The 23,052-nt window shown below is 66.4% G+C and carries 20 protein-coding genes and 2 pseudogenes; 11 read left to right on the top strand and 11 right to left on the bottom strand.

Going from position 1 to position 23,052, the window contains the following annotated elements; all coding sequences use genetic code 11:
* Nucleotides 1-12: 12 nt before the first annotated feature.
* From ABZ624_RS17180 to ABZ624_RS17150, 7 genes are all read right to left on the bottom strand, one after another.
* The gene (locus ABZ624_RS17180) at nucleotides 13-1,236 is read right to left on the bottom strand and encodes a cytochrome P450 (protein WP_360088679.1); all 1,224 of its coding nucleotides are present in this window, start codon (nucleotides 1,234-1,236) and stop codon (nucleotides 13-15) included.
* A 114-nt stretch (nucleotides 1,237-1,350) separates the two neighbouring features.
* A complete protein-coding gene (locus ABZ624_RS17175) occupies nucleotides 1,351-3,024 on the bottom strand; it encodes an AMP-binding protein (protein ID WP_360088676.1) in 1,674 nt (557 codons plus the stop codon).
* 166 nt (nucleotides 3,025-3,190) lie between these two features.
* Nucleotides 3,191-4,360 carry an FAD-dependent oxidoreductase gene (locus tag ABZ624_RS17170; RefSeq protein ID WP_360088673.1) on the bottom strand — a complete coding sequence of 390 codons (1,170 nt, stop codon included), beginning with the start codon at nucleotides 4,358-4,360 and terminating at the stop codon, nucleotides 3,191-3,193.
* A complete protein-coding gene (locus ABZ624_RS17165) occupies nucleotides 4,357-5,637 on the bottom strand; it encodes a DegT/DnrJ/EryC1/StrS family aminotransferase (protein WP_360088670.1) in 1,281 nt (426 codons plus the stop codon). The genes ABZ624_RS17170 and ABZ624_RS17165 overlap by 4 nt, the downstream gene beginning before the upstream one ends.
* Before the next feature lie 159 nt (nucleotides 5,638-5,796).
* Nucleotides 5,797-6,855, bottom strand: a complete 1,059-nt coding sequence (gene dmpG / locus ABZ624_RS17160) for a 4-hydroxy-2-oxovalerate aldolase (protein WP_360088667.1) — start codon at nucleotides 6,853-6,855, stop codon at nucleotides 5,797-5,799.
* The gene (locus tag ABZ624_RS17155; protein ID WP_360088664.1) at nucleotides 6,852-7,742 is read right to left on the bottom strand and encodes an acetaldehyde dehydrogenase (acetylating); all 891 of its coding nucleotides are present in this window, start codon (nucleotides 7,740-7,742) and stop codon (nucleotides 6,852-6,854) included. Before ABZ624_RS17155 ends, dmpG begins: the two co-directional genes overlap by 4 nt.
* 292 nt (nucleotides 7,743-8,034) lie before the next feature.
* Nucleotides 8,035-8,544 (bottom strand): IS3 family transposase, encoded by a 510-nt coding sequence (locus ABZ624_RS17150; RefSeq protein WP_360088661.1) that lies wholly within the window; start codon nucleotides 8,542-8,544, stop codon nucleotides 8,035-8,037.
* A gap of 117 nt (nucleotides 8,545-8,661) precedes the next feature.
* Between ABZ624_RS17150 and ABZ624_RS17145 the strand changes: the two are divergent.
* Nucleotides 8,662-8,754, top strand: a pseudogene (locus ABZ624_RS17145) (IS5/IS1182 family transposase); the annotation flags it as partial.
* A gap of 43 nt (nucleotides 8,755-8,797) precedes the next feature.
* On the opposite strand, the gene ABZ624_RS17140 reads toward ABZ624_RS17145, so the two are convergent.
* The gene (locus ABZ624_RS17140) at nucleotides 8,798-9,013 is read right to left on the bottom strand and encodes a hypothetical protein (protein WP_360089418.1); all 216 of its coding nucleotides are present in this window, start codon (nucleotides 9,011-9,013) and stop codon (nucleotides 8,798-8,800) included.
* A gap of 522 nt (nucleotides 9,014-9,535) precedes the next feature.
* Here ABZ624_RS17140 and ABZ624_RS17135 point away from each other — a divergent pair.
* From ABZ624_RS17135 to upp, 4 genes are all read left to right on the top strand, one after another.
* Nucleotides 9,536-11,569, top strand: coding sequence for an amino acid adenylation domain-containing protein (locus ABZ624_RS17135; RefSeq protein WP_360088658.1), 2,034 nt, complete (start codon nucleotides 9,536-9,538; stop codon nucleotides 11,567-11,569).
* Between the two features lie 108 nt (nucleotides 11,570-11,677).
* Nucleotides 11,678-12,436, top strand: a complete 759-nt coding sequence (locus ABZ624_RS17130) for an alpha/beta fold hydrolase (protein WP_360088655.1) — start codon at nucleotides 11,678-11,680, stop codon at nucleotides 12,434-12,436.
* Nucleotides 12,436-13,626 (top strand): cytochrome P450, encoded by a 1,191-nt coding sequence (locus ABZ624_RS17125; RefSeq protein ID WP_360088652.1) that lies wholly within the window; start codon nucleotides 12,436-12,438, stop codon nucleotides 13,624-13,626. The genes ABZ624_RS17130 and ABZ624_RS17125 overlap by 1 nt, the downstream gene beginning before the upstream one ends.
* 13 nt (nucleotides 13,627-13,639) lie before the next feature.
* A complete protein-coding gene (gene upp / locus ABZ624_RS17120) occupies nucleotides 13,640-14,320 on the top strand; it encodes a uracil phosphoribosyltransferase (RefSeq protein WP_360088649.1) in 681 nt (226 codons plus the stop codon).
* A 297-nt stretch (nucleotides 14,321-14,617) separates the two neighbouring features.
* On the opposite strand, the gene ABZ624_RS17115 is transcribed toward upp, so the two are convergent.
* Nucleotides 14,618-14,938 (bottom strand): hypothetical protein, encoded by a 321-nt coding sequence (locus ABZ624_RS17115; protein WP_360088646.1) that lies wholly within the window; start codon nucleotides 14,936-14,938, stop codon nucleotides 14,618-14,620.
* 997 nt (nucleotides 14,939-15,935) lie between these two features.
* Here ABZ624_RS17115 and ABZ624_RS17110 point away from each other — a divergent pair.
* The 3 genes from ABZ624_RS17110 (at nucleotide 15,936) to ABZ624_RS17100 (ending at nucleotide 19,667) form a co-directional block, all read left to right on the top strand.
* Nucleotides 15,936-17,237: a hypothetical protein gene (locus ABZ624_RS17110; protein ID WP_360088643.1), complete on the top strand. Its 1,302-nt coding sequence runs from the start codon at nucleotides 15,936-15,938 to the stop codon at nucleotides 17,235-17,237.
* A gap of 76 nt (nucleotides 17,238-17,313) precedes the next feature.
* Complete coding sequence (locus tag ABZ624_RS17105) at nucleotides 17,314-18,690, top strand: histidinol-phosphate transaminase (RefSeq protein WP_360088640.1); 1,377 nt, start codon at nucleotides 17,314-17,316, stop codon at nucleotides 18,688-18,690.
* Between the two features lie 464 nt (nucleotides 18,691-19,154).
* Nucleotides 19,155-19,667: a hypothetical protein gene (locus ABZ624_RS17100; RefSeq protein WP_360088637.1), complete on the top strand. Its 513-nt coding sequence runs from the start codon at nucleotides 19,155-19,157 to the stop codon at nucleotides 19,665-19,667.
* On the opposite strand, the pseudogene ABZ624_RS17095 reads toward ABZ624_RS17100, so the two are convergent.
* A pseudogene (locus ABZ624_RS17095) lies at nucleotides 19,597-19,881 on the bottom strand (transposase family protein); the annotation flags it as partial. The gene ABZ624_RS17100 and the pseudogene ABZ624_RS17095 overlap by 71 nt on opposite strands.
* 306 nt (nucleotides 19,882-20,187) lie before the next feature.
* Nucleotides 20,188-20,532, bottom strand: a complete 345-nt coding sequence (locus ABZ624_RS17090; protein WP_360088634.1) for a hypothetical protein — start codon at nucleotides 20,530-20,532, stop codon at nucleotides 20,188-20,190.
* A 71-nt stretch (nucleotides 20,533-20,603) separates the two neighbouring features.
* Between ABZ624_RS17090 and ABZ624_RS17085 the strand changes: the two genes are divergently transcribed.
* Genes ABZ624_RS17085 through ABZ624_RS17075 form a run of 3 tightly spaced genes read left to right on the top strand, consistent with a single transcriptional unit; the run spans nucleotide 20,604 to nucleotide 22,842 of the window.
* Nucleotides 20,604-21,887 (top strand): methylaspartate mutase, encoded by a 1,284-nt coding sequence (locus ABZ624_RS17085; RefSeq protein WP_360088631.1) that lies wholly within the window; start codon nucleotides 20,604-20,606, stop codon nucleotides 21,885-21,887.
* Nucleotides 21,888-21,906: 19 nt separating this feature from the next.
* A complete protein-coding gene (locus ABZ624_RS17080) occupies nucleotides 21,907-22,230 on the top strand; it encodes a DUF6444 domain-containing protein (protein ID WP_360088628.1) in 324 nt (107 codons plus the stop codon).
* A gap of 57 nt (nucleotides 22,231-22,287) precedes the next feature.
* Nucleotides 22,288-22,842, top strand: a complete 555-nt coding sequence (locus tag ABZ624_RS17075) for a hypothetical protein (protein WP_360088625.1) — start codon at nucleotides 22,288-22,290, stop codon at nucleotides 22,840-22,842.
* The last annotated feature ends 210 nt before the right edge of the window (nucleotides 22,843-23,052 follow it).

Genomic DNA, 23,052 nt, shown 5'->3' with positions numbered 1-23,052 from the left:
GTGCCTCTTCCCTCAGAAATTCACCGGCACCTGGTAGATACCGTAGATCCCGGCGTCGTTCTTGTACGGCAGGTCGTCGGCCGGCACGGCCAGCGACAGGCTTGGCACTCGCCGGAACAACGTCTCGAAGACGATCTCAAGCTCCACCCGGGCCAGATTCTGGCCGAGGCACTGGTGCACGCCGTAGCCGAATGCGACGTGGTGCCGCGCGCCGCGGTGGAAGTCCAACTGGTCCGGGTTCTCGAAGACCTCGTCGTCCCAGTCGGCGGCCAGGCTGGACACCATGATGCCCTCGTCCTTGCGGATGGTCACGCCGCCGAGCTCGATGTCCTCGGTGGCCACCCGAGCGGGCGCGTTCTCCACGATGCTGAAGTAGCGCAGCATCTCCTCGATCGCCGAGGGCAGCAGCGACGAGTCGGCCGTGACCTGCGCCTTGTGCTCCGGGTTCGCCAGCAGCGCGACCGTCCCCAGCGAGATCATGTTCGCGGTGGTCTGGTGCCCGGCGACCAGCAGCATGACGGCGGTGCCGACGATCTCGTCGTGCGTCATAACCGGGGTCTCCCGGTTGCGCGCGATGAGCCGGCCGATCACGTCGTCGGTGGGCTCGCCCTGCTCCTTCTCGGTGACCAGGGCCTCCAGGCAGTCGTTGAGCGCGTCGGAGGCCGCGGTGCGCTCCTCCGTCGAGATGGTCCGGCTGATCAGCTTGCGCGCCCACTCGTGGAAGTCGTGCCGCTGCTCGTAGGACACGCCCAGCAGCTCGCAGATCACCAGCGACGGCACCGCCTGCGACACGTGCTCGACCAGGTCGGCCGGCTGCGGTGCGGCCAGCAGGTCGTCGATGCTCTGGTCGACGATCTCCTGGATGCGCGGGCGCAGCGCGGCGATCCGACGCAGGGAGAACTCGCCGGTCAGAATCTTGCGGTGGGACCCGTGCTCGGCCCCGTCCAGGTGGATCATGGACCGGCGGATGCTGAGCCGGCGGATGCGCTGGACCGCCGAGCGCTGCTCGGCGGTCAGCCTTCCCGGGAACGCCGGGTGCCGGCGGTCGGCGCTGACCCGCGGGTCGACGAGCAGCTTGCGGGCCAGCTCGTACTTGGTGACCAGCCAGGCCAGCTGGCCGTCGGGCATGCGAACCCGGCTGACCGGCTCCTGCTTGCGGAGCTCCCGGTACTCGGCCGGCGGGCGCATGGGGCACTCGCGGGCCATCGGGAACGACGGCACTTCATGTTCGAGCATCTCGGTCATTGGACCCGTTCCCCAGCGTTCAAATCGGTCGGCGCCATTTCGGCACTCCTACTTATCCTGATATATCCGGCTGTTGTTCCCATCAGCTCACACCTGCAGCGCCCGTCACGCTTGGGCCTGCCGTTCCGCTGCCGCCGCACGAAGGGCGACCCGGTTGATCTTGCCGACACCGACCATCGGGAGAGCGCCGACGATCCTCAGTTCCTCGGGCAGTTTGAACGTGGCAACTCCGCGTTCGGTGAGGAAACGGCGGAGTTCGAGCAGTGTCGGCTGTGTCTCGGGGTCGAAGGGGACGGCAAAAACGCACACTGTCTGCCCCCAAACCGCGTGCGGCATCGCGACCGCTGCGACTGCTTGCAACAACGGATGTTCACTGAGCAATGATTCGATTTCACCGGCTGATATTTTCTCTCCTCCGCGGTTGATGACATCGCCGATCCGACCTTCCACTACTAGGCCACCTGACGGGTGAATCCGCACCAAGTCGCCGGTACGGTAAAAGCCGTTGTCAGTGAAGGCGCGCGCGTTAGCCTCCGGTGCCGCGTAATATCCGGCAACCGTGTACGGGCCCCTGGTCAGCAGTTCTCCCGCCTCACCCTGAGCCACTTCTTTGCCGTCCTCATCCACAATGCGGATCTCGTCGCCAGGTGAGGCCGGCCGCCCCTGAGTGTGGGCAATGACGTCACCGGAATCATCCAGAGCGGTGTAGGTCAGCAGCCCTTCGCTCATGCCGTAGCACTGCTGCACCGTGCAGCCGAGCAGCATCTGGGCCTCGGTCGCAGGGGCAGGCTCCAAACGGGCGCCACCGACCTGCAGCACGCGCAGCGACCCCGGCCCGTGGCCCCTTTGACGGACCTCGTTCAGCCACTGGGTGACCAGTGCGGGCACCAACGTCGTATGCGTCACCCGCTCGTGGTCGATGAGATCGAGTGTCGCAGCGGGATCTCCCGGCGAGCCCAGAACTACCCGGCCGCCGAAGGCCAGGGCGCCAAATATCCCAGGGCAGTTCAGGACGAATCCATGAGCCCCCGACATGACGGCGAGGTAGACCGTGTCCGGTGACAGCGCGGCCCACTGCGCGGCCGTCCGAATCATGTAGCCGTAGCCTTCGTGGGCGCGCGCGATTGCCTTCGGAGGACCGGTGGTCCCGCTGGACACAAGGAAGACGGCAGGCTCATCGTCCAGCGGCGGTCCCAGATCGGGCATGTGCCTGGCTTCGGGATCCGGTCGGCACATCTCGACCAGGTCTGTGGTACCAGGACCTGCGAGACCGACGTCCGGCGTGCGATCGGCGACCAGGATGTGCCGGATGCTCGGACAGTTCTGCTGTAGTTCCCTCGCCAGTGCGGCATGATCGAAACGCTGCCAGCGGCGCGGTACGGCCACGGCCGTAGGCCGGGTGGCCGCTACTACGGACAGCAGCTCGCGGCGACGCAACGAGGGCACCGCCATGACCGGGTGCGCACCCAACCTCATCAGCGCCAGCGGCAGTATGACCAACTCCAGGTCGTTCGGGAGTTGGACCAGCACGCGATCCCCCCGCGAGATCCCGAGGGCGGACAGCTTGGCGGCGGCGCCGGCGACCGCGTGCGCCAGCTCGCGCCTGGTCAGACGGCCGCTGGGGCCGGAGACGGCCTCTTTTTCAGGGTGGTCGGCCACATGTCGCAGCACCAGGCGGTCAACCCGCTCAGGAAGCCACCACCGACGGTGGCGATACTCCCGCGCGCGATCTGGCGGGATTCGCGGAAGATCGAGATCCTCGGGGCGGAATGAATTCACGCCCCGTCACCTGCCTGGGCCTCCGGTTCCACGCCAAGAATGATGACGATTGACGTCAGTTCTTCCAGGACCGTCACTGCACATGCCTTTCTCGCGACTACTGAGCGTAGGAACGCCAAGGAGTGCCAAGATGATTACTGGTGTCACGTTCACCCTGCGGACTGGCTCAGACAGTCGATTGCAGGGCGAGCCGTGAGATGTCGTATTTGATGGCATCCTCCACAGCCAGGTCGGCGCAGATCCGACCAAAAAGCGGTACAAACTTGAACGCCCAGCCTGCCCCGTAAACAACGAGTTTGTCTCCGTGCGTCATCAGGTCCTGCGCGGTGCCGAGGAAGAATTGCCGTTCGGGATCCGTGGGCAGCACGGCCAGGCAGGTTGAGGTCCGTGCTGGTTCGGGATCGACACTGGGCAAATGGTCCCGCAGCCATCCTGACAGCCGTTCCATCTGGCGCCGGTCGGCAACGCCTGTGGCCGTCGATGGGTGGCCAAGTGGATCCACTTCGAAGATCGGCCCGCAGCGCACAAACTCCCCGGGAGCCCATGGGTTGTGACCGAATCCGTAGAACAGGTTGGTGTCTTCCTGCGTTGGCTGCTGGAAGGCGAACCAGAACGGCGCCTCAGCTACCGGATCGGCCTGCCTGTAGGTCGCAATTGCCATCTCGTACACCGAGTACGCCAGTCGCGCCCCCAGCGGCTCCAGCAGGTCGTTGGTGTAGGGACCGCAGGCCAGCACGACTTTGCCGGCACGGTAGGTGCCCCGATCGGTGGTAATGGTCACGCCACTTGCGTCCGGCAGAAGTGCCGTCACCGTCTCAGCGGCATGCAAGGAGCAATTTGCCGCCTGCGCGAGAGTGAATAGAGCCGACAACGTACCCCTGACGTCGATCGTGCCGCCGTCAGGCTGGAGGAACCCCTCATAGTTTTTGGGAAGGCCGCGGAATCCGAATCGCCGCTCAATATCGGTGACGTTGAGCCATTCGTAGCGCACCGAGAGCTTGTCCATCATCGCCGCGGTCCCCGATATCTGGCCCTCGTTCGTAACTACGTCGGTGTCCCCGAACCAAAGGCTGCCGATCTCGTGGATGAGGCGACGCTCGCAACGGCTCTCCAACGCGCGCCACATCGGAAGGGTCTCCAATGTCAAGCGGAACAGGTCCTCCTGGGTGTATTGCAGTCGCCAGTGACGTTCGGCGCCGCTTGTTCCCACCATTTCGTTGAAGAACGTGTGCCGCTCCAAGACCAAGACCCGATGGCCGCGTTCAGCTACCTGCCAGGCGGTAGCCAGGCCGATGGGCCCGCCTCCCACGACCACCACATCATAGGACTCCGTCATGCCCGAGCCTCCTCGTAACTCGACGCTCCGCCATCGCCGATGCCTCGCCGTCCGGCGAGCGCGGACTTCAAAGCCAGCACCAGATGCTCAACCTGGCCGTCGATCATCGATGGGTAGCACGGCAGATTGACCTGCTCGTGAAACCAGATCCTTTCGGTAACCGGACACTCACCCAGACGATGACCTCGTCCTCGCCACTCAGGACGAAGATGGAGGGGGAAGTAGCGCACCTGTACTTGAACTCCAGCATCTTCGAGAGCGCGGATGACCTCGTCGCGGCTCTTCCCTTGGCCTTGCTGGATGAAGAAGGTAAACAAGTGGTAGGGATGGTAGATGTCCTCGGGTACTTCAGCCAGCCGCACGTACGGGAATTCCGCCAGCGTCTGGGTGAGGCGTCCAGCGATCCACCGCCGCCGCTCGGTCAGCTCCTTGAGACGCTGCAACTGGGTGAGTCCGACGGCCGCCCCAGCCTCGCTGAGAGTGGCATTACTACCGGGATGACGGACGCTGAGGCACTGTTTCTCGTATGAATCCCCCGCCCACATCATCCATGGTTCCGAGCGTTTGTACGGCCCGGCCAGCAATGGTGAAGGGACGAACACTCCGTCGGCGGCATTGGAGCGGATGCGGTCGATGCGCTCAGCCCACTCCGGGTCGTCGAAGGTGACCATCCCGCCCTCGCCGAGCGTCGTGATGTTCTTGCTGGAGTGGAAGCTGAAACACCCGATGTCGCCAAGCACGCCAGGCCGCCGGCCACGGTAAAGGGCGCCCAGCGCGTGAGCACAGTCCTCGATCACACGGACGCCGTGCCGGCGGGCCACACGCATGATCTCGTCCATCCGAGCCGGCCGGCCTCCATAGTGGACGAGGATCAGGGCCCTGGTTCTCGGGGTGATCAGCGACTCGAACGAGGCGACATCCACGTTCAGAGTGTCTGGCTCCACGTCGCAAAAACGAACGGTCACATCGTGGGCCAGCAATGGGTCAGCGGTAGCCTTGAAAGTCTGCGGAGTCACGATGACTTCGTCACCGGGCGCGAGGTCCAGCAGGTGCACCGCGAGCATGACTGCAACTGTTCCACTTGTGACAGTCATCGCATACCGGCTGCCAATGTGCTCGCGCATCGCCTGCTCGAACTTGTCCCTCCACCGTCCTTGCGAGAGGCTCTCGCCGGACCGGATAAGCCTGCTCAGCACTGCCAACTCGGCGTCCCCGAGGACACTTCCCACGCTGGGGGCCGGTATGAAGTACCTGGAATTTTCGTTCACAATCAGCATGCCGCCCGTATTGATGTGCCGCCCGCGGACTCGAGCACGACAGCATCCGCCGCGGCCGCGAGGTCGGATATGGCCCGGCCTGGCTCGATATCAGTGACGGCCCGGTCTGGCAACCGGTACCCGGTGCGGCAGATGACCGCGGGGTCTCCCGTCCCGATCTCACTGGCCGTCATGGCTTCCCCCGTTCCGGGCGGCGCGCAGGGCCAGCGCCACCTCCACGATGAGATCCTCTTGGCCCGCGACCGCTTGACGCCTGCCGAGTTCGAAGAAGACATCGCGCGGGTCGACTCCCTCGCGCTCGGAGATGTCGAGCACCGGTTTCTTGAATCCGGAGAATACGCCGGCCAGCCCGCTGACAATGGAGATGGAGTCGATTGTGGGCGGTGCGGACATCAGCTCTCGCCTGGCAATGTCCGAAGCGTCCAGGAGCCGATACAGGTCGATGCCCGTCCGGAACCCCAGTCGTTCGAGCACGGGCACCAGGACCTCAAGCTGGGTGTTGCCGGCGCCGGCGCCGAAGCCCCGAGCGCACGCGTCGAGGATGTCAGCTCCCGCTTCGGCGGCCGCGATCGAGTTCGCCACGGCCATACCGAGGTTGTTGTGCCCGTGGAACATTACCGGCACATCGACGGCGGCACGGATGGCCCGGATGCGCTCCGTGACGTCCACGGGAAGGAAATGCCCCGAAGAATCGAGAATGCCCACGCCGCTTGCACCGAACCCGACCAGGCGCGCACACTCCTCGGCGAGCTGATCCGGGCTCGCCATGTGAGTCATCAGGAGTATGCCGTGCGCCTCCACGCCCTCATCGCGTAGGAAGCCGAGGTGCCGCTCGGCGACGTTGGCCTCAGTGCAATGAGTTGCAATGCGTACTAAGTCGACCTCGTACGCGATGGCGTTCTTGATGTCCTGGGTCGTGGCCCATCCCGGAAACATGAGAACACCCAGCTTGCTGTTCGTCAGGGTTTCCCTGGCGATCGACAGCATCTCGTCATCGCTCAGCCGAGCCCGGCCGACCTGAAGGGAGGAGGCAGCCAGGCCGTTGCCGTGGCCGACCTCGACGACCGGAATGGACGCGGCGTCGGCGGCCCTCAGGTATGCACGCAACTGCTCTGGGCCGAGGTTATGCCGGACGGCATGCTGGCCGTCGCGCAGAGTCGGGTCGTGGATCTGGATCTGCCTGCCCGGGACGGCGTCCCGAACCGCTGCCTGACTCATGACGTCTCCCTACCTGCCAGCGAGAGCCGGTCCGCCGCATAACACTCGGCGGCCTGAATCGCGGCGGAATTGATGATGTCGAGATTCCCGGCATACTGAGGTAAGCGATCGCTGGATGACGTGACCTCCACGGAGACAAAGGCCATGGAATCATTGACGGTGCACACGTTGACGTCGAAGCCCCTGACGAACGAGCGGATTTCATCCGCGGCTCCTGTCACCAGCGAGCGCACCGAGTCAGTGGTGAGATCCCTTCCCAGCAGGTACATGGCGACCCGGAAGGTGGCTGCAGGCCGTGCTGGGCTGATATTGACGAGCGCCTTGACGTCTTCGACGCCGGTGAACGAGCGGATCGCATCCTGCGTGGTTTCTACGTACTCATCGAGGTTCAGGCGCGACGCGCGGCCCACGCTCAGGGTGGCGGCCGTGGTCACGACCTCGATGTAGTCGATCTCGTGCACCCTTGATATCGCGTGCAGGATCGGTACGCACGCCTGCCCACCACAGGTCACCATGCTGATGTCGCGGTGGGAGCCGATGTCCGCCCTGTTGACGGTCGGGACGATCATCTGCCCGACTCTGCTGGGCGTCAGGTCGATGAGCATCGCGCCGGACGCCGAGAGCTTCTCCGCGTGCTCGGCATGGAAGGACGCGTTGGTGGCATCGAACACCACATCGAAATCCTCCTCGGCGTCGACGAGGGACTGGATGCCCCCGGTCGCGACCGGCAGGCCGCGCCGGGCCGCCCGCCGGAGCTCTGCGGCATCATGCCGGCCCGCGACGAGCCGCAGGTCGAGACAGTCTGAACGCATGATCTTGGTCGCCAGGTCCATACCGATGAGTCCGGCGCCAAGTACCGATACGGACAGCCGTCCAGTTGCTTGCATTTTACGGTCGCCTTTCCGCCAAGGTGCAGCGTGATCCGTCCTAGGGCCAGTTGCAAAACGCGGTTCCGGAGGTCTCGTCCTCCCAGATCCAGGTCCGCCGATTGGTGAGGAGGACAGATGTAGTGATTCCACGGGCCGGTCGGACACCTCTTGTAGGGGTGTCGCGTCCCACGGTGGATGCGTGGTCAGCGCGGTACACGGCCGGTTCCGAACGACGACCAGCTTGTGCCCGGGACCTTGCCGACGGCTTGTCGTCGCGCTGACCAGTCGCCGCTGGGAACCTTGCCGCGACTCAAGCGAGGGGGATTGTGAACCGCCCTGGGTTCGATAGAGATCTCAGGGTCGCGGCGATGTCGGCGGCGTCCAGATGCTCGGCGTGCCGGAAACTCGTGTATTGCGACCCCGCATCCGAATGACGGATCAACTCGCCTGGCTGAACAGGGAGTTGGTCGCGGTCGCGCTGCCGGATCGCCATCTCCACAGCGTCGTCCAGGACGAAGACCGCCGCCTTCACGGTGGCCGCGGACCAGCCGACGAGCCGGCGGGAGAAGGTGGCCACGACGAAGTCGCGCTCCAGGCGGTCGGGAGCCCGTTCGGCCTGTCCGCCGGGGAGCGTGGTGATCACCTTCTTGCCGCGGACGGCGCCGCTGATGCCGAGTTCGCGCATGAGGCGCTCGACGGTGCGGCGGGCCACGGCATGTCCCTGCCGGTTCAGCTCGCGCCAGATCTTCCGTGCCCCGTAGACACGGTGGTTGGACGTCTGGAACTCCTGGACCCCCTCTTTGAGTTCCTCGTCGCGCACGGAACGGGCGGACGGAGTTTCGAGGCGTCTCTTGTAGGCGTAGTACGTGGAAGGGGCGGTCTTGCAGTCGTGCCCGGTGAGTGTCCTGCAGATCGGCTCGACACCGCCGACGGACGGCGCGGATTTGTCGTACTGGCCCGCAGGTGGGTTGTGGAACGCACGCTGAGCCGGCTCTCCCGCTCACGCCGTCTCAACCGAGACCACGATCGCCGTACCGATCACCACCGGCAGATGGTGTGGAGGGCCGCCGTGATCAGGCTGTCTTGCCAGCTGGTCGAGGACACTCCGCACTGGCCGGAGAAGTGTCCCGGCCGGCTGCTTCAGGTGCGGGCGTGAACCATCCGTTCTTCGCCCGCACCAGCCGGCCCCGCTTCTCGAGCGCGTAGGCACGGTGACGGATCTTCTCCACCTCGTTCTTGATCTCCGCCTCCCGGTCCACCGCCCGCGTCAACTGCACCTCCTTGCCCATGCCCGACCGCCACACCGGCGGCCGCTCGCCATAGCCCGCACCGGAGGCGCTCTATCCCACAGCGGCAGCCGCCTCACCACCGGCCAGCACGGAAGCCGGCGTATCCACCGTGCCCTCCTCGGCCGGCACCGACACGAACTCCTCACGCCCCACCCGGGCCCGCTCGACTCGCTCCCGCGCGGCATTCACCTCCGCTTGGGCCTGCTCCAGGACCCCGTCCAGGACTCCGGCTCCTGCCCCTGCCCCTGCCCCTGCCCCTGCCCCGAAGAGTATGCGGGAGGGACTCCCGCGGCCGGCTCGCCGTAACGCCTGGGCCGCCGCTGCAAGCGTCGGCAAGCGCACGGCGGGCAGTGGCCGCGAGCGGGGCAAGCGAGGCGTCGAGGCCCTTGCAGGGACGCGGCGCCATGCTGTGCGGGCATCGCCCTGGGAGCAGCGCCTGCCGCCTTCTTCGTGGGGGCTTTCCCCCCAGCACAACGCCAGTCCGTACGCCGCACATTCAACATCCGAAGGGGACTGCGAGCCGTGGTCAACCCGATTCATGACGTCAACGGTGCCTCTCTGGTCCTGGTGAACAGCGAGGGCCGGCACGCTCTGTGGGCCGGCGGTCTCGACGTACCACCGGGCTGGCGCGTCGCGCACCGGGCGGAGAGCCGCCGGGAGTGCCTGGAGTACGTCGGCGCCCACTGGACGGACATCCGGCCCGCCAGGTCGCCGGACGACGGGAAGGCCGCGGGCGCCTGCCTGCACGACCTGTTCGCCGCCCAGGCCGCGCGCACCCCGCGGGCACCGGCCCTGATTTGGCGGGACCAGCAGCTGACGTTCCGTCAACTCGACGATGCGTCCAACAGGTTGGCCGCGTTTCTGCGGCAACGCGGCATCGGGCCCGGCGCGTTCGTGGGGCTGTGCGTCGAGCGGTCACCGCAGATGATCACTGCCCTGCTCGGTGTCCTGAAGACCGGTGCGGCCTACGTGCCCCTCGACCCGGAGTACCCGGTCGGGCGGCTGCGGTATGTCCTGGCCGACACGGGAGCACGGCTGCTCCTGACCCAGGAGCCGCTCCGGCCGCTCTTTCCCGACTACGACGGTGAGATCGTCTGCCTCGACCGGCACCGGCGGGACATCGACGCACTGCCCACCGCGTCGGCGACGGACAGCCCCGCCCCGCTTCCGTCGGACGTCGCCTACGTCATCCACACCTCCGGATCCACGGGCCGGCCCAAGGGCGTCCTGGTGACGCACCGTTCGCTGACGAACCACAGCTCCGCGGTGAACCGGCACTTCACCTTCGCCCCCGGCGACCGCGTACTGCAGTGCAGGCCACTGAGCTTCGACGCCGCCGCCGAGGAGATCTTCCCTCCGCTCCTGCACGGCGCGGCCCTGGTCCTCGGCAGCGATCCTCTGCGCCAGACGTTCCGGGCCCTGACCCAGCAGGTGATCGACACCAAGACGACCTTCCTGAGCGTGCCGACGGCTTTCTGGCACAGCTGGGTGGCGGAGGAGGACTGTCTGCTCCGGCTGGCCACGGAGTCCTCGCTGCGCACGATGATCGTGGCCGGCGAGAAGGCATCGCGGCAGGCGCTGCTGACCTGGAAGAAACGGGTCGGTGAGGACATCCGCTGGTTCAATGTCTACGGCCCGACCGAGGGGACCATCACCTCGACGGTCCACGAGCCAGGAGCCGACTGGGAGGCCGGCGAGTACGCGTCCGTCCCGATCGGCCGCCCCATCGAGAACGTCCGGACGTACGTCCTCGACGACGCCATGCGGCCGGTCCCGGGGGGAACGCCCGGCGAGCTGTACATCGGCGGAGCGGGAGTGGCCGTCGGCTATCTGAACGCGCCGGAGACGACCGCCGAGCGGTTCCTGCCCGACCCCTTCTCCGGCGTACCCGGCAGCCGCCTGTACCGCACCGGGGACCTGGTGCGCGCGGAAGCCGACGGCTGCATCGAGTTCATCGGCCGCCGGGATCACCAGGTGAAGCTGCGCGGCTACCGCATCGAACTCGGCGAGATCGAGGCCGTGCTCGGCGAGCACCAGGACGTCCGGGCGTGCATCGCCCTGGTGAAGGGCGACGGCCCGGACAGCACCCTGGTGTGCTTCGTGGTCGCCGACGGGCGGGCCGCACCGCCGGCGGCCGAGCTGATCGCCCATCTGAGAAGGCAGCTGCCGTGGTACATGATCCCGGCGGCCGTCCATGTCCTGGACGCGTTCCCCATGACACCCAACGGGAAGACCGACCGGACCGCCCTGCTCGCCCTGGAACCGGACGACGACGGCGAGGCCGCCCACATCGCGCCACGCACCCCCGTGGAAGCGGCCCTGGCGGCCATCTGGGAGGAAATACTCGGCCAGCAGAACATCAGCGTCGACGCCGACTTCTTCCAGGTGGGCGGTCACTCCCTGCTCGCCGCGAGCCTGATCTCCCGGATCCGCGCCCGGTTCGACACCGGCATGACGGCCCGCGTGCTGTTCGAGTCCCCGACCATCGCCGGGCTCGCCGAGGCCGTCACCCGCGTGACGGGCGACGGCGCGGCGGACCGCGCCGGGCGGAGCTGACCGGCAGTGGTGCGGCGACAGACCGCTGCCACGAGGCCGGGACGGCGGCCGGACAGCCCGTGGATCCGCGCCTTCGGGCCGCCGGCGCCGTCGGTCCCGACTCGGCTCGTGTGCTTTCCGCACGCCGGGGGCGCGGCCAGCTACTTCCGGGACTGGGGTGGCCGGAACACCGCCGGGGCGGAGGTGTGGGCGGTCCAGTATCCGGGCCGGGAGAACAGGATCCGGGAGCCGTTCGCGCCCGACCTGCACACTCTGGCGGACCAGGTCACCGAGGAGCTGAGCGGGTTCCTCGACCGGCCCGCCGTCTTCTTCGGGCACAGCATGGGCGCGGTCGTCGGCTATGAGGTCGTCCGCCGCCTGACGGCCGACGGCCGGGACCACGCCGTGCGCCACCTCATGGTCTCGGGATGCGGCGCCCCCCACCGGGTGCGCCCCTTCGCCGGCCAGGAAGGGGCCCATCTCCTGGACGACGACCGGCTCGTGGCCCTGCTCAAGGACTTGGGCTCCGGCAACGCGGGGCTACTGGACGACCCGGACATGCGCTCAGCCTTCCTGCCGGCGGTCCGCGACGACTACCGGATCGTCCAGTCCTACGTCCCGCGCACCGGCGGCCCGGTCCTGCGGACCGACGTCACCGCGTTCGTGGGCCGCCAGGACGAGGCGGTGGGCGCCGACGACGCGGGTGCCTGGGCCGGCGCGACCCGGGGCCGCTTCGCGCTCCGCACGTTCCCCGGAGGCCACTTCTACCTGGGAGAGCACCCGGATGAGGTCCTGCGAGCCGTGCGCGAGGTACTCAGCCCGCTCGACCGGGCGGCGCACGCGGCGGCGCCGAGTCCTGCAAGCATCATCGACACCGGGGAGAGCTGATGAACGTTGACCTTTCGGACCCGCTTTTCTACCGGAACTCCGATCCGGTACCGGTCTGGTCGCAGTTGCGCGCCGAACACCCCGTGTACCGCAACCAGCGGGCGAACGGGGAGCGCTTCTGGGCGGTGATGACCCACGGCCTGTGCACGGACATGCTGACCAACCCCCGCCTGTTCAGCTCCGAGAACGGGATGCGGCTGGACTCCGACCCGCAGGTCCTCGCCGCCGCGGCCGGCAAGATGCTCAACATCACCGACCCGCCCCGGCACGACAAGATCCGGAAGGTCGTCAGCTCAGCGTTCACGCCGAAAATGGTGAGCCGGCTGGAGACCAACATGCGGGCGACGGCCGCCAAGGCCATCGACGAGGCGCTGGCCGCGGGTGAGTGCGAGTTCACGCGGGTCGCGCAGAAACTGCCGGTCTCGGTCATCTGCGACATGCTGGGTGTCGCGCCGGCCGACTGGGACTTCATGGTCGAGCGCACCCGCTTCGCCTGGAGCTCCACCGCGCTCGACGAGGCGGAAGAGGCGCGGAAGGTACAGGCCCACACCGAAATCCTGCTCTACTTCCAGGACTTGGCCGCCGAACGCAGGCGGGCGCCGAAGGACGACCTCATGAGCGCCCTGGTGTGCGGCGAGATCGACGGTGCCCCGCTGACCGACGAGGAGATCTTCTACAACTGCGACGCCCTCGTCTCCGGCGGCAACGAGACGACCCGGCACGCCACCGTGGGCGGACTGCTCGCCCTCATCGACAACCCGGACCAGTGGCACGCACTGCGGGACAACCCCGGCCTCATGCCCTCGGCGATCCAGGAGATCGTGCGCTACACCTCGCCCGTCATGCACGCGCTGCGCACCGCGACCGAGGACGTCGAGTTCGGCGGAGCGCGCATCAGCGCCGGCGACCACGTCGCCGCGTGGCTGCCCTCGGCCAACCGCGACGAGACGGTGTTCGACGATCCGGAACGCTTCGACATCGAGCGGGACCCCAACCGCCACCTGGGCTTCATCCAGGGCAACCACTACTGCATCGGCTCCTCGCTCGCCAAGCTGGAACTCACGGTGATGTTCGAGGAACTCCTGGGGCGGGTCGAGGTCGCCGAACTCACCGGCCAGGTCCGCCGCCTGCGCTCGAACCTGCTGTGGGGGTTCGACTCGCTTCCCGTGAAGTTCGTTCCGAGAGCCTGAGGAGACATACTCCATGACCGCGCCGACCACCCCCTCGATCGAGAAGTACCTCGGCACCAGCGTCCGTCTGCTGCCCCAGACCGACCAACTGCGCGCCCTGCACACCGTGATCCGCGACCGGGACGCCCGCCGGGAGGACTTCGTCCACTACTCGCGCCGGATCATCCGCATGCTGATCGAGGCCGGAATGGATCTGCTGCCCTTCGAGCCGCACGAGGTCCGCACCCCGACCGGCGCGGCCTACCAGGGGCTGCGCTTCGCCTCCGGGCTGTGCGGGGTGACCGTGGTGCGCGCCGGGGAGAGCATGGAGGGCGAACTGCGGGCCGTCTGCCCAGGGATCCGGATCGGGAAGATCCTCATCCAGCGGGACGAGACGACCAAAGAGGCCCGCCTGTACTACACCGCCCTGCCCGCCGACATCGCCGAGCGGCACGTCCTGCTGCTCGACCCGGTCATGGCGACCGGCGGGACCGCGCTGTCGGCGCTCCGGGTGCTGAGGGACCTCGGCGTGCCCGAGGAGAACATCGTCTTCGTCAACTTCATCACCGTCCCGGAGGGCATCGCCGCCGTGTGCGAGCAGCATCCGCAGGTCAGGATCGTGACCTCCGCCATCGAGGAGAGGCTGAACGAGAACGCGTGGATGCTGCCCGGCGTAGGGGACTTCGGGGACCGTTACTTCGGCACGGACACATAGCGCCGGCGCGGCTGCAGCAGCCCTCGTAGGGCCGGTGCGGCTGTGGCAGCCGATTGAACGACAGCGTGGGGCTGGCGTACGCCAGTTCTCCGCGGGATCTGATCTCCTGTTCCGCCCGGCGCAGTACAGGGCCAGCAGCCCGAGATGCAGCGGCAGACGGATTGGCACACGGCGTTCGCGCAGCTCGGCCACCGCAGATTCGAGGCCGGCGAGCGCGCCGGGTGCCGCCAACTGCTGCTGCGCCCAGCTCCGGCACACCCGGAGCATAGGGGACCAGTGCGTCGGTGGGTCAGTGCGTCAGTGCGTCAGTGCGTGGGCGTCGGCGATGTCGAGGCCCTGGCTGCTGGACGCCGCGGCCGTCTGGGGATCGCCGGCCAGCGCGGCCACCAGCGCGTGGAAGCAGTGGGCGCTCGCCCGGTCCACGGGCGTGCCGTCGTGACTGGTAAGCGGGATCAGGATCTCGCACACCCGAAGCGCCTCGTCGGTGGCGCCAAGGAGGCTCAGGCCGAGGGCGCGGTGGTTCATGGCGACGTGGCGCAAGTCGTGCTGAATTGTTGCGGTCAGCCCCGCGCGTTCGCCGGGGGAGAGGTTCTCGGCGGTATGCACCGCTTCGGTCACTGCGGCCAGGGCACAACGGGCGCTGCATCGTTGTCTTGTCGGCGGATGGCAGCGCGGACATTTCGAGGAGAAGCACTACGCCAACCAGGCAACGACCGAACGGCGGAGAGCCTGAACGCTTCTCGCGAACGCGAGACCCTGCCGGGTGCCGGAAGCTGGGCCACCGCAAGGGAAGCTGCTCCGGCGGCGTTCGGCCGGCTCCACCGCTACAACACCCGACGCCTTCATTCCTGCTTCGGGCAACGGTCCCCCGACCGTCTACGAGGACAGTCTCGACTCAACATCGGCTACGTCCCGAAGTCGCATAACCCTGTGTCCAACATCCAGGGTTAGCCGCTGGACCAAATCCGGCTGACCCCTTCTGGGAATCGCGTCGACCGGTTCGTGGACGGCAAGATCTTCGCAAGCTCCTGGGCCATTGGACGGCAACCGTGCCGATGACACTGGAGGTGTCCCAGTCGGCCTGCGAATCGAGCGGAAAGCAGCCGCGTGATCAACACCGATGCCCTCCTGACCGTTTTGGACCGGCCCTTCCCGGAGTTGACAGGGCCGATCAGCTCCGGGAACTGCACGACACCCGTCCGGAGCCCGACCGCCATGTGCGCGCCGACGGTTCGATCGGCACTGCACGGCGGCACCACCGCGTCCATGCGTGAAAGTTCTGGGACGGGAGTCGACAGGACTGCGACCGCCCGGCGAGCAGTTGGCTCCGTCCTGGCAGGAACTCGTCTCGGAGGTCGTGTCGGCGCGCTTCGACCGGTAGCCGCGCGAAGCGGCCGGCTTCACCGAGCACCGCAAGCATCGGACCTGCGGGACCTACGAACATCGACGGCGACTTCGAAGAGCTCAGCACCGGCAAGCCGCACAAACGGCGGGACGTGCGTCGTGTACTCGGCGTCGTTTCTTTTGGGGCACAACACCGCGCCAATGGCCAGTGGGCGTGGCCTGGAACGGGGTGTGCTGATCCTGTCCTACTTCAACGGCACCGGGGAAGACCGTGGAAACAACGACTGACCGAAGGGTGAAAATGGCGGCCGAACAGGGTCCGTTTCTCCTGCTGAACACCAAGCACATCGTCTCGCGCCTGCACGAGTGGTTCCCGGACGCCGCGCGAGAGCTGGTTGTGGTGACCACCAGAGCGGACATCCCTCCTGCCGACGATGCCGAATACGCACGGCGGTTCCGGCACCTGGAGGTGGTGACCAGCCTCGCAGAGGTATCGGACGACGCGTTTGTCGAACTCGCCCGACGGTTCGGCGTGCGCCGGATTCTGTCGCTCGGTGAACGTGAGGTGCTGCTTGCGGCGCGAATCCGGGCCGCACTCGGCCTGCCTGGACAGAGCCTCGCTTCGGCCACGGCGTATCGGGACAAGCACGTCATGAAGTCGACTTTGGCGGCAGCAGGGATCGACGTCGCACCCATGCGCAAGATCCAGACCAACGACGAGCTTGCCGATTTCACGCGACAGGTCGGCTACCCGGTCGTGGTCAAAGAACTCGACTCCGGCGCGTCGAACGGCACCCTGGTCCTGATGGACGAACAAGCCCTGTGCAGCCTCCCGGCTCTTCCCACCGGATCCTCCCGATTGGCCGAAGCCTGGATCGAGGGCGACTTCTACCATGTCAACGGCCTCATGAAGGGCGGTGAGGTGGTGTTGGGGGTGCCTTCCCGCAACCTCTACTCCGACTGGTTCTCGGTCGCGTTCGACGCCCCGGCCATGACGGGGATGCTGCCCGACGAGCACCCACTGTCCGAGAAGTTGCGGCGTGCTGCGCAGCGGGTCGTGGCTGCGCTGCCCGCAGTACCGGACCTGTGCGCTTTCCATCTCGAACTGTTCCATACCGCCGACGATCGCCTGGTCGTCTGCGAGATCGCCTGCCGGGCGGGCGCGGCACTCGTCACCGATGTACATGAAGCCGTGCTGGGGGTCAATTTCCACGGCGCAAGTCTGCTCGGCCAAGCCGGACGCGGCGATCAGGTCGATATTCGCCCGAGCGGCGAACGACTCGGCTTCGCCTGGTTCCCACCGGCCAGGGGAATCCTGCGCGCGCTGCCCGGCTCATGCTCGCTACCGCGGGTGGTGAGTTACCGATCCTGCGGCGACGTCGGACGCTCTTACGACGGCACCACCGGACTCGGCCCCCATATCGCAGAGATGGTCTTCCGGCTCACCGAGCGGGACACCGAGGCGGAACTGCGGCAGGTCGAACAGTGGTGGGACAACAACGTTGTCTGGGAACGCCGGACCAATCCGGTACCCGACCGCTGGAAGACGTCCCGACGGCCGGCACGGATGTGACGGGTGTCTTCGAGGGCATCAGCCGCATCTCTGTGACCAGCGCATAACAGCCCAGCTATCGGACACCGGAGGACCCATGTACGAACTGCTGAAGACGATCATGATTGACGATCTGCAATTGGAAGCCGACCAGGTGTCCCCGGACGTAAGCCGCGAAGATGCGGGCCTGGACTCACTCGCCACCTTTGAACTGTCCTTGGCGCTCAGCCAGCGCCTTGGCATCAAAATCGCTGACGAAGAACTGTTCAGTCTCAAGACACTGGCAGACATTGCTGAGTTCATCGAGAAGCGGACCGCCGGCCTCCCAAGTTTCCCAGGAGAAACCGGTTCCCAGGCGGTGGACCATGCCGAAGTCAGCGAGGATGCCGGACTCGCCCGATTGCTCGGCGTCCCGGACAGCTTCCGCCCTGACTGTCCCAGCGGTCTTGCCCGCGCCGCGGACGGCCGCGCCTATCTGCTTTCCCGCAACGAAACTCCGTTCCAGCCACCCGAGTCCGTAGTAAACGCGATCACCCGCGCTGCGGCCGAGGCCAACCGGTACCCGGACCCGGCATGCGGAGCGCTGCTAGCCGAACTCGCCCGGCATTTCGACGTCTCCCCGGATCATATCGCGGTAGGTGCCGGGTCAATCACGCTCATTCAGGCGCTGCTCGCAGTGACCACCGAGCCGGGGGCCGCCGCTGTCTACTCGTGGCCGTCGTTTGATGGCTATTCAGTGCTCGCGGATCTCGCCGGGTTCCGCTCTGTGCGAGTGCCACTGGCTGCGGGCAAACATGACCTCGACGCTTTGGCCGCAGCGGTCGATGAGCGGACGCGTCTGGTGCTGGTCTGCAACCCCAATAACCCGACCGGCACGGCGTCGAGCGAGGACGACCTCCTGCGGTTCCTCGACTCGGTCCCGCGGACGTGCCTAGTGGTGCTTGACGAGGCCTATTGCGAGTATGCGCGGGATCCCGGCCTGGGCGTCCGCCTGCTCAGGTCGTGGCCGAACCTGATCGTCGCCCGGACCTTCTCCAAGGCCTACGGCCTCGCCGGCCTGCGGGTCGGTTACATGCTCGCGGATCCCTGCCTCGTCTCCCGGATCCAGCGTATGATCATGCCGTTGAGCGTCAGCGACGTTGCCCAGGCCGCTGCCATCGCGTCGCTGGCGGCGGAGACAGAGCTCCTCAGCCGCGTCCAGCATACGGTTGCCGAACGTGACCGGGTCCGCGCCGCAATGCTCGCCCTGGGATTCGACGTTCCGCCATCGGAGGCGAACTTCATCTGGCTGCCGCTTGGTAGTCGTACACAGGAGTTCGCCGTCACGTGCGCGTCGGTCGGGGTCAACGTGCGGCCTTACCCGGATGAAGGCGTCCGAGTGACGATAGGGACCGCAGAGGACAACAACGCGTTCCTGGCAGCGGCCAAGCAATACGGGCTGGATCGGATGGGTGCGGTTGGCCCGAACTTTTAGGGCCTCCGTACTCAATCCGTTTGAGCGGCCAGTCGAACGATTTCGTTGCCGTGCCGACGTGGCATCGAGTCCGCAGTGGCCGGTCGAAGTCGCCGTGTCTCAGTCTCGTCCAGTGGTCGTGGGCTGCGACTGTTTCGACCGGATCGCCTGTCACCTGTGGCAGGCCGAAGCGGTGTTCGACCAGGAGGCGTCGGCGCATACGCTGCGGGCGGGCAGCAGGCCATCCGGCGACACGCCTACGACACGGCCGAGCAGTGATTCGCCGTGGACTGCGATTGCTTACGCACCGGCTCAACTCTCCCGCGCACACCGAACCGCGATGCCGTTGTACCGGCACCTGACCATCATGCTGGGTACGGTGCGCGTCGGGAGCGACAGCCTCGGCACGGGACGCCGCGTCATTGCAGAGGACGTGGCGTTACATACAACTGGTCAGCGGGCGCTACGACAAGTGCCGCCCCCACGTGGAGAACCTGCGCGGAGTCGCCGAGGCGCACCGCGATCCGCTGGCGAAGGCGGCACATCAGCTCACCAGCGGCGCGATCACGCACGTACGCGGCCGGTTCGGGCAAGCGCTTGCTGAGTTCGACGCCGCAATTGAGCACAATGACGCCCTTCCCGGCGGGGGTCGGCAGCAGGTGCCGACCTGCCGTCGGCGCCTGCCGATCCGGATCTGCCGTGCGCTCGCCCTCTGGTTGATCGGCGAGCAGACCCGTGCCGCCCGGCAGCGCGACGAACTGCTGTTGCCGACCGAGCGCGCCGCGACGCCCCATGACCGGGCCATTGCGCTCTACGCCTGTGCAGCGGTGTCCGCGCTCGGCGGCGATGCCGACACCGAGCTGTGTGCCAGCCAGAAAGGGCTGGAGCCGCCGAGCAGCAGCGGGCTCGGCGTAGGAGCCGGTGGTGGTAGGGGGTGCGGAAGGTGGCGCCGGCGCCCTGGTGGGCGCGGTCGGCGAGGACGGGGATCTGTCTGGTGAGGCAGGCTTGGACGATGCCGTGTGCGCGGGCCGCGGTGAGGTCGTGGGTGCGGCCCGGCAATGCGGGTGAGAACCACAGCGGGGTGCCGTCCGGGCGTGCGACGACCTGGACGTTCATGCCGTGCTGCTTGTGTTTCTGGGAGTGGTACGGCTGGTCCGCGGCGATGCGGCCGGTGGGGAGGAGCGTGCCGTCGACGATGACGAAGTCTCCTTGTACGGGACCGAGCGAGGCTCCTGGTCGTTGCGGTGGTGCGTAGAGAACACCACCGCAACGACCAGGAGCTTCGCCTCGTCACACCACCCCAAGGAATCAGCTAAGGCCGCTGCAAGAGGCTGGCAAGCGCGGTCCGATAAAGTGTGACAATTAGCTGCTCCGATAAGCGCCGTCGGCATGACCAGATCACAGAACACAGACTGCTTCTGCGTCAGCTCGAATTTTCACGTCACAAGGAAGCGAGATGAACCGCCCGTGAATTCTATTTCCCATAGAAGCGGAGGTAAATTCGTTGTGACCAGCGTGTCATCGGATGCTCATATGTGGAACCTCGTGTTTCTTCAGCTGCTGCTCGAGGAACATGACGGGCAGGTGGTGAATCTGGGCGCGTGCACTCCGGACGAGCTCATCATATCTGAATGTATCAGAGTCCAGCCAGACGCCTTGGTCATTAGCACGGTAAACGGGCACGGTCATATCGATGGCCTGCGACTGATCAGGAAGATTCGCCAGAATCCGGAGCTTGCCCCTATGAAAGTTGTTATCGGCGGCAAGTTGGGCGTTCACGGTTCCCGGCATGGAGGATTCGGAGCGGAACTGGTCGCGAATGGCTTCGATGCGGTATTCGAAGCGGACGCCGAATTTGACCAATTCCTCGATTATCTCGGACTGGTGTCGTCGGCACCGAAGCAAATTCCGTCCTCGAAAACCCGGAGTATCTGATGGCAACTCCTCCCAGCCCCGGACGCTTCACCCGGTTTATTCGGCAGGCTTCGAATGAAGGGAAACTGGTTGTCCAGCCGCGCATGGGGTTCGGCACGGTCGATCAGATGCGCGCGGGACTTGATGCGGTCAGCAAAGTCAGTGCAGCCACTGTAGGTACCATCACTGTTGACAGTTATACTCGGGTGAACGACCATGCCTCAGCACTTCTCGCTCTGGAGAAGGGTGAGGACCTCAATGGATACCCGCTGGTGGCCCACGGCGCGGCGGTGACTCGCCAGATGCTTGCCGGAATCGCGGCAGACGACTTTCCGGTGCAGGTAAGGCATGGATCAGCATTGCCTGGCGAGTTGTTTGCGGGACTGATGGCGGCCGGCATCGACGCCACCGAAGGCGGCCCTGTCTCCTACTGTCTGCCCTATAGTCGCGTCCCTCTGTCGCAAGCCGTCGCCGCATGGGCGGAATGCTGTGAGATGCTCGCGAGAATCAGTGAACCGGTGCATCTAGAGAGCTTCGGCGGATGCATGCTGGGGCAATTGTGCCCGCCGAGCCTGCTTATCGCCCTGAGTATCTTGGAAGGCTTGTTCTTCCGCGAACACGGACTGCATGATATTTCCGTCAGCTACGCTCAGCAAACTCATCCGCAGCAGGATATCGAGGCAATTTCTGCCCTGCGCGCACTGGCGAACGACTGGCTCGGAGATACTAACTGGCATTCTGTCTTGTACACCTACATGGGTGTTTATCCACGCAGTCGACTGGGGGCATACAGGCTGCTTGAGGAGAGCGCGATGCTTGCTGCCCATTCCGGGACCGAGCGACTGATCGTTAAGACTGCGGCGGAAGCCAGCAGAATCCCATCGATTACGGAGAATGTTTACGCCCTGGAATTCGCGGCGTCGGTAGCCGAGCGAGACACGGTGGTCGAACCGGCCGGAATTCCAGATTCTGGGATCTATGAAGAGGCTCAGGCAATCATCACTCACACGCTAACCCTGGGAAGCGACGTGGGATCAGCGCTCATACGCGCATTCGAGCTCGGAAATCTCGACGTTCCGTTCTGCCTGCATCAAGACAACGCGAACCGCTGCCGGGCTCAGATTGACGGCCGCGGCTGGCTGACATGGGTCAACCCTGGAGGAGTGCCGATCCCGCAGGCCCGTAGCTTGACCGAAAACCAGCAACGGCTCACCGCCCGGGGCCTCATTGACATGCTCAGCTACAACGAACGGCGTTATGACGGTGAAGAACTGGCAGGATCAGAAGTTTGGAGGCTCGGGTGATTCGAGTAGTTGAAGTGCGGTGTCCATTCACGGGTGGTGCCGAGCTGCGGCAAGGCCCGAGAACGCCGAGTTGAAGCGTCGGCTGGGGAAGGACTCCACCGACAGCAGCAGGCCGTCGTCGTCGGACGGGCCGGAGAAGAAGGCGACGCGGTCGCAGCGTGAGCGGTCGAAGGACCGTAATCCGGGTGGACAGCCGGGGCGGGCGGGCCGTTGCCTGGAGCCATCGTGGAGCCTGACCGTGTGGAACGGGTCGAGCCGGCCGGATGCGCCGACTGCGACAGCCCGTTGTCCGGTGCGGCGCAGAAGGGTTTCCGGGCGGTCCAGGTCTTCGACGTCCCGCTGATCGAGCGGGAAGTCACCGAGACGCGCCTGGTCCGGCGCCGCTGCCGATGCGGGGGCGGTGACCTGCGCGGACGCGCCACCGGGGATCAGTGGTCCGACCTGCTACGGGCCGAACCTGCGGGCCGTCGCGACACTGCTGGCCGCGGAGGGGCAGATCGGCACCAAGTCCACCGTCACCCTCATTGCCGGGCTCCTGGATATGGAGGTCTCCACCGGGTTCGTCGGCCGATGCTTGTCGCGGCTGGACGCTTCGCTCGGCCGGTTCGAGGCGGAGCTGAAGCAGGCCCTGCGCCGCTCGGAGGTGCTGGGTGCGGACGAGTCCCCGATTAGCCTGGCAGGTGAGCGCGGCTACGCCTACACCGTCCGGGCCACCGGCCTGACCCGGTACGGAGCAGCGGGCACCCGCCTGGCCGGAGTGCGGCTGTGCTGCGCGCATCTGCTGCGGGACCCGCAGGGCGTCATCGGCAACGCACCCGACCAAGAGCACGCGGCCTGGGCGACGGCCGCCCAGCGGATCCTGCGCGAGGCCGACAGACCGTCGAGAAGGCCCACGCCGCCGGACACACCACGCTGCACGAGAGCGAACACGCCCGGATCGAGAAGGAGTTCCTGAACGCTGCCGGGTGCGGGATCAGCGTCAACCTTCACAACGGCGGGAAGAAGCCCAAGGCCCGCCAATCAGTGATTCCCAATCAGGTTTGTCAAGGGCTGCGGTAGCGGACGGTGACCGCGTTATGCCGCTGCGGGGCCAGGTTGAGGTGGCTCGACGGTGAAGGTCCGCTGGTCGCGTATGAGGGCCCACAAGACGTCGAGGCGGCGCCGG

The sequence above is a fragment of the Streptomyces sp. NPDC007205 genome (assembly GCF_040634095.1).
GTDB lineage: Bacteria > Actinomycetota > Actinomycetes > Streptomycetales > Streptomycetaceae > Streptomyces.
Note: the sequence above shows the minus strand (reverse complement) of the source record. Positions and strands in the feature narration are given on the sequence as shown.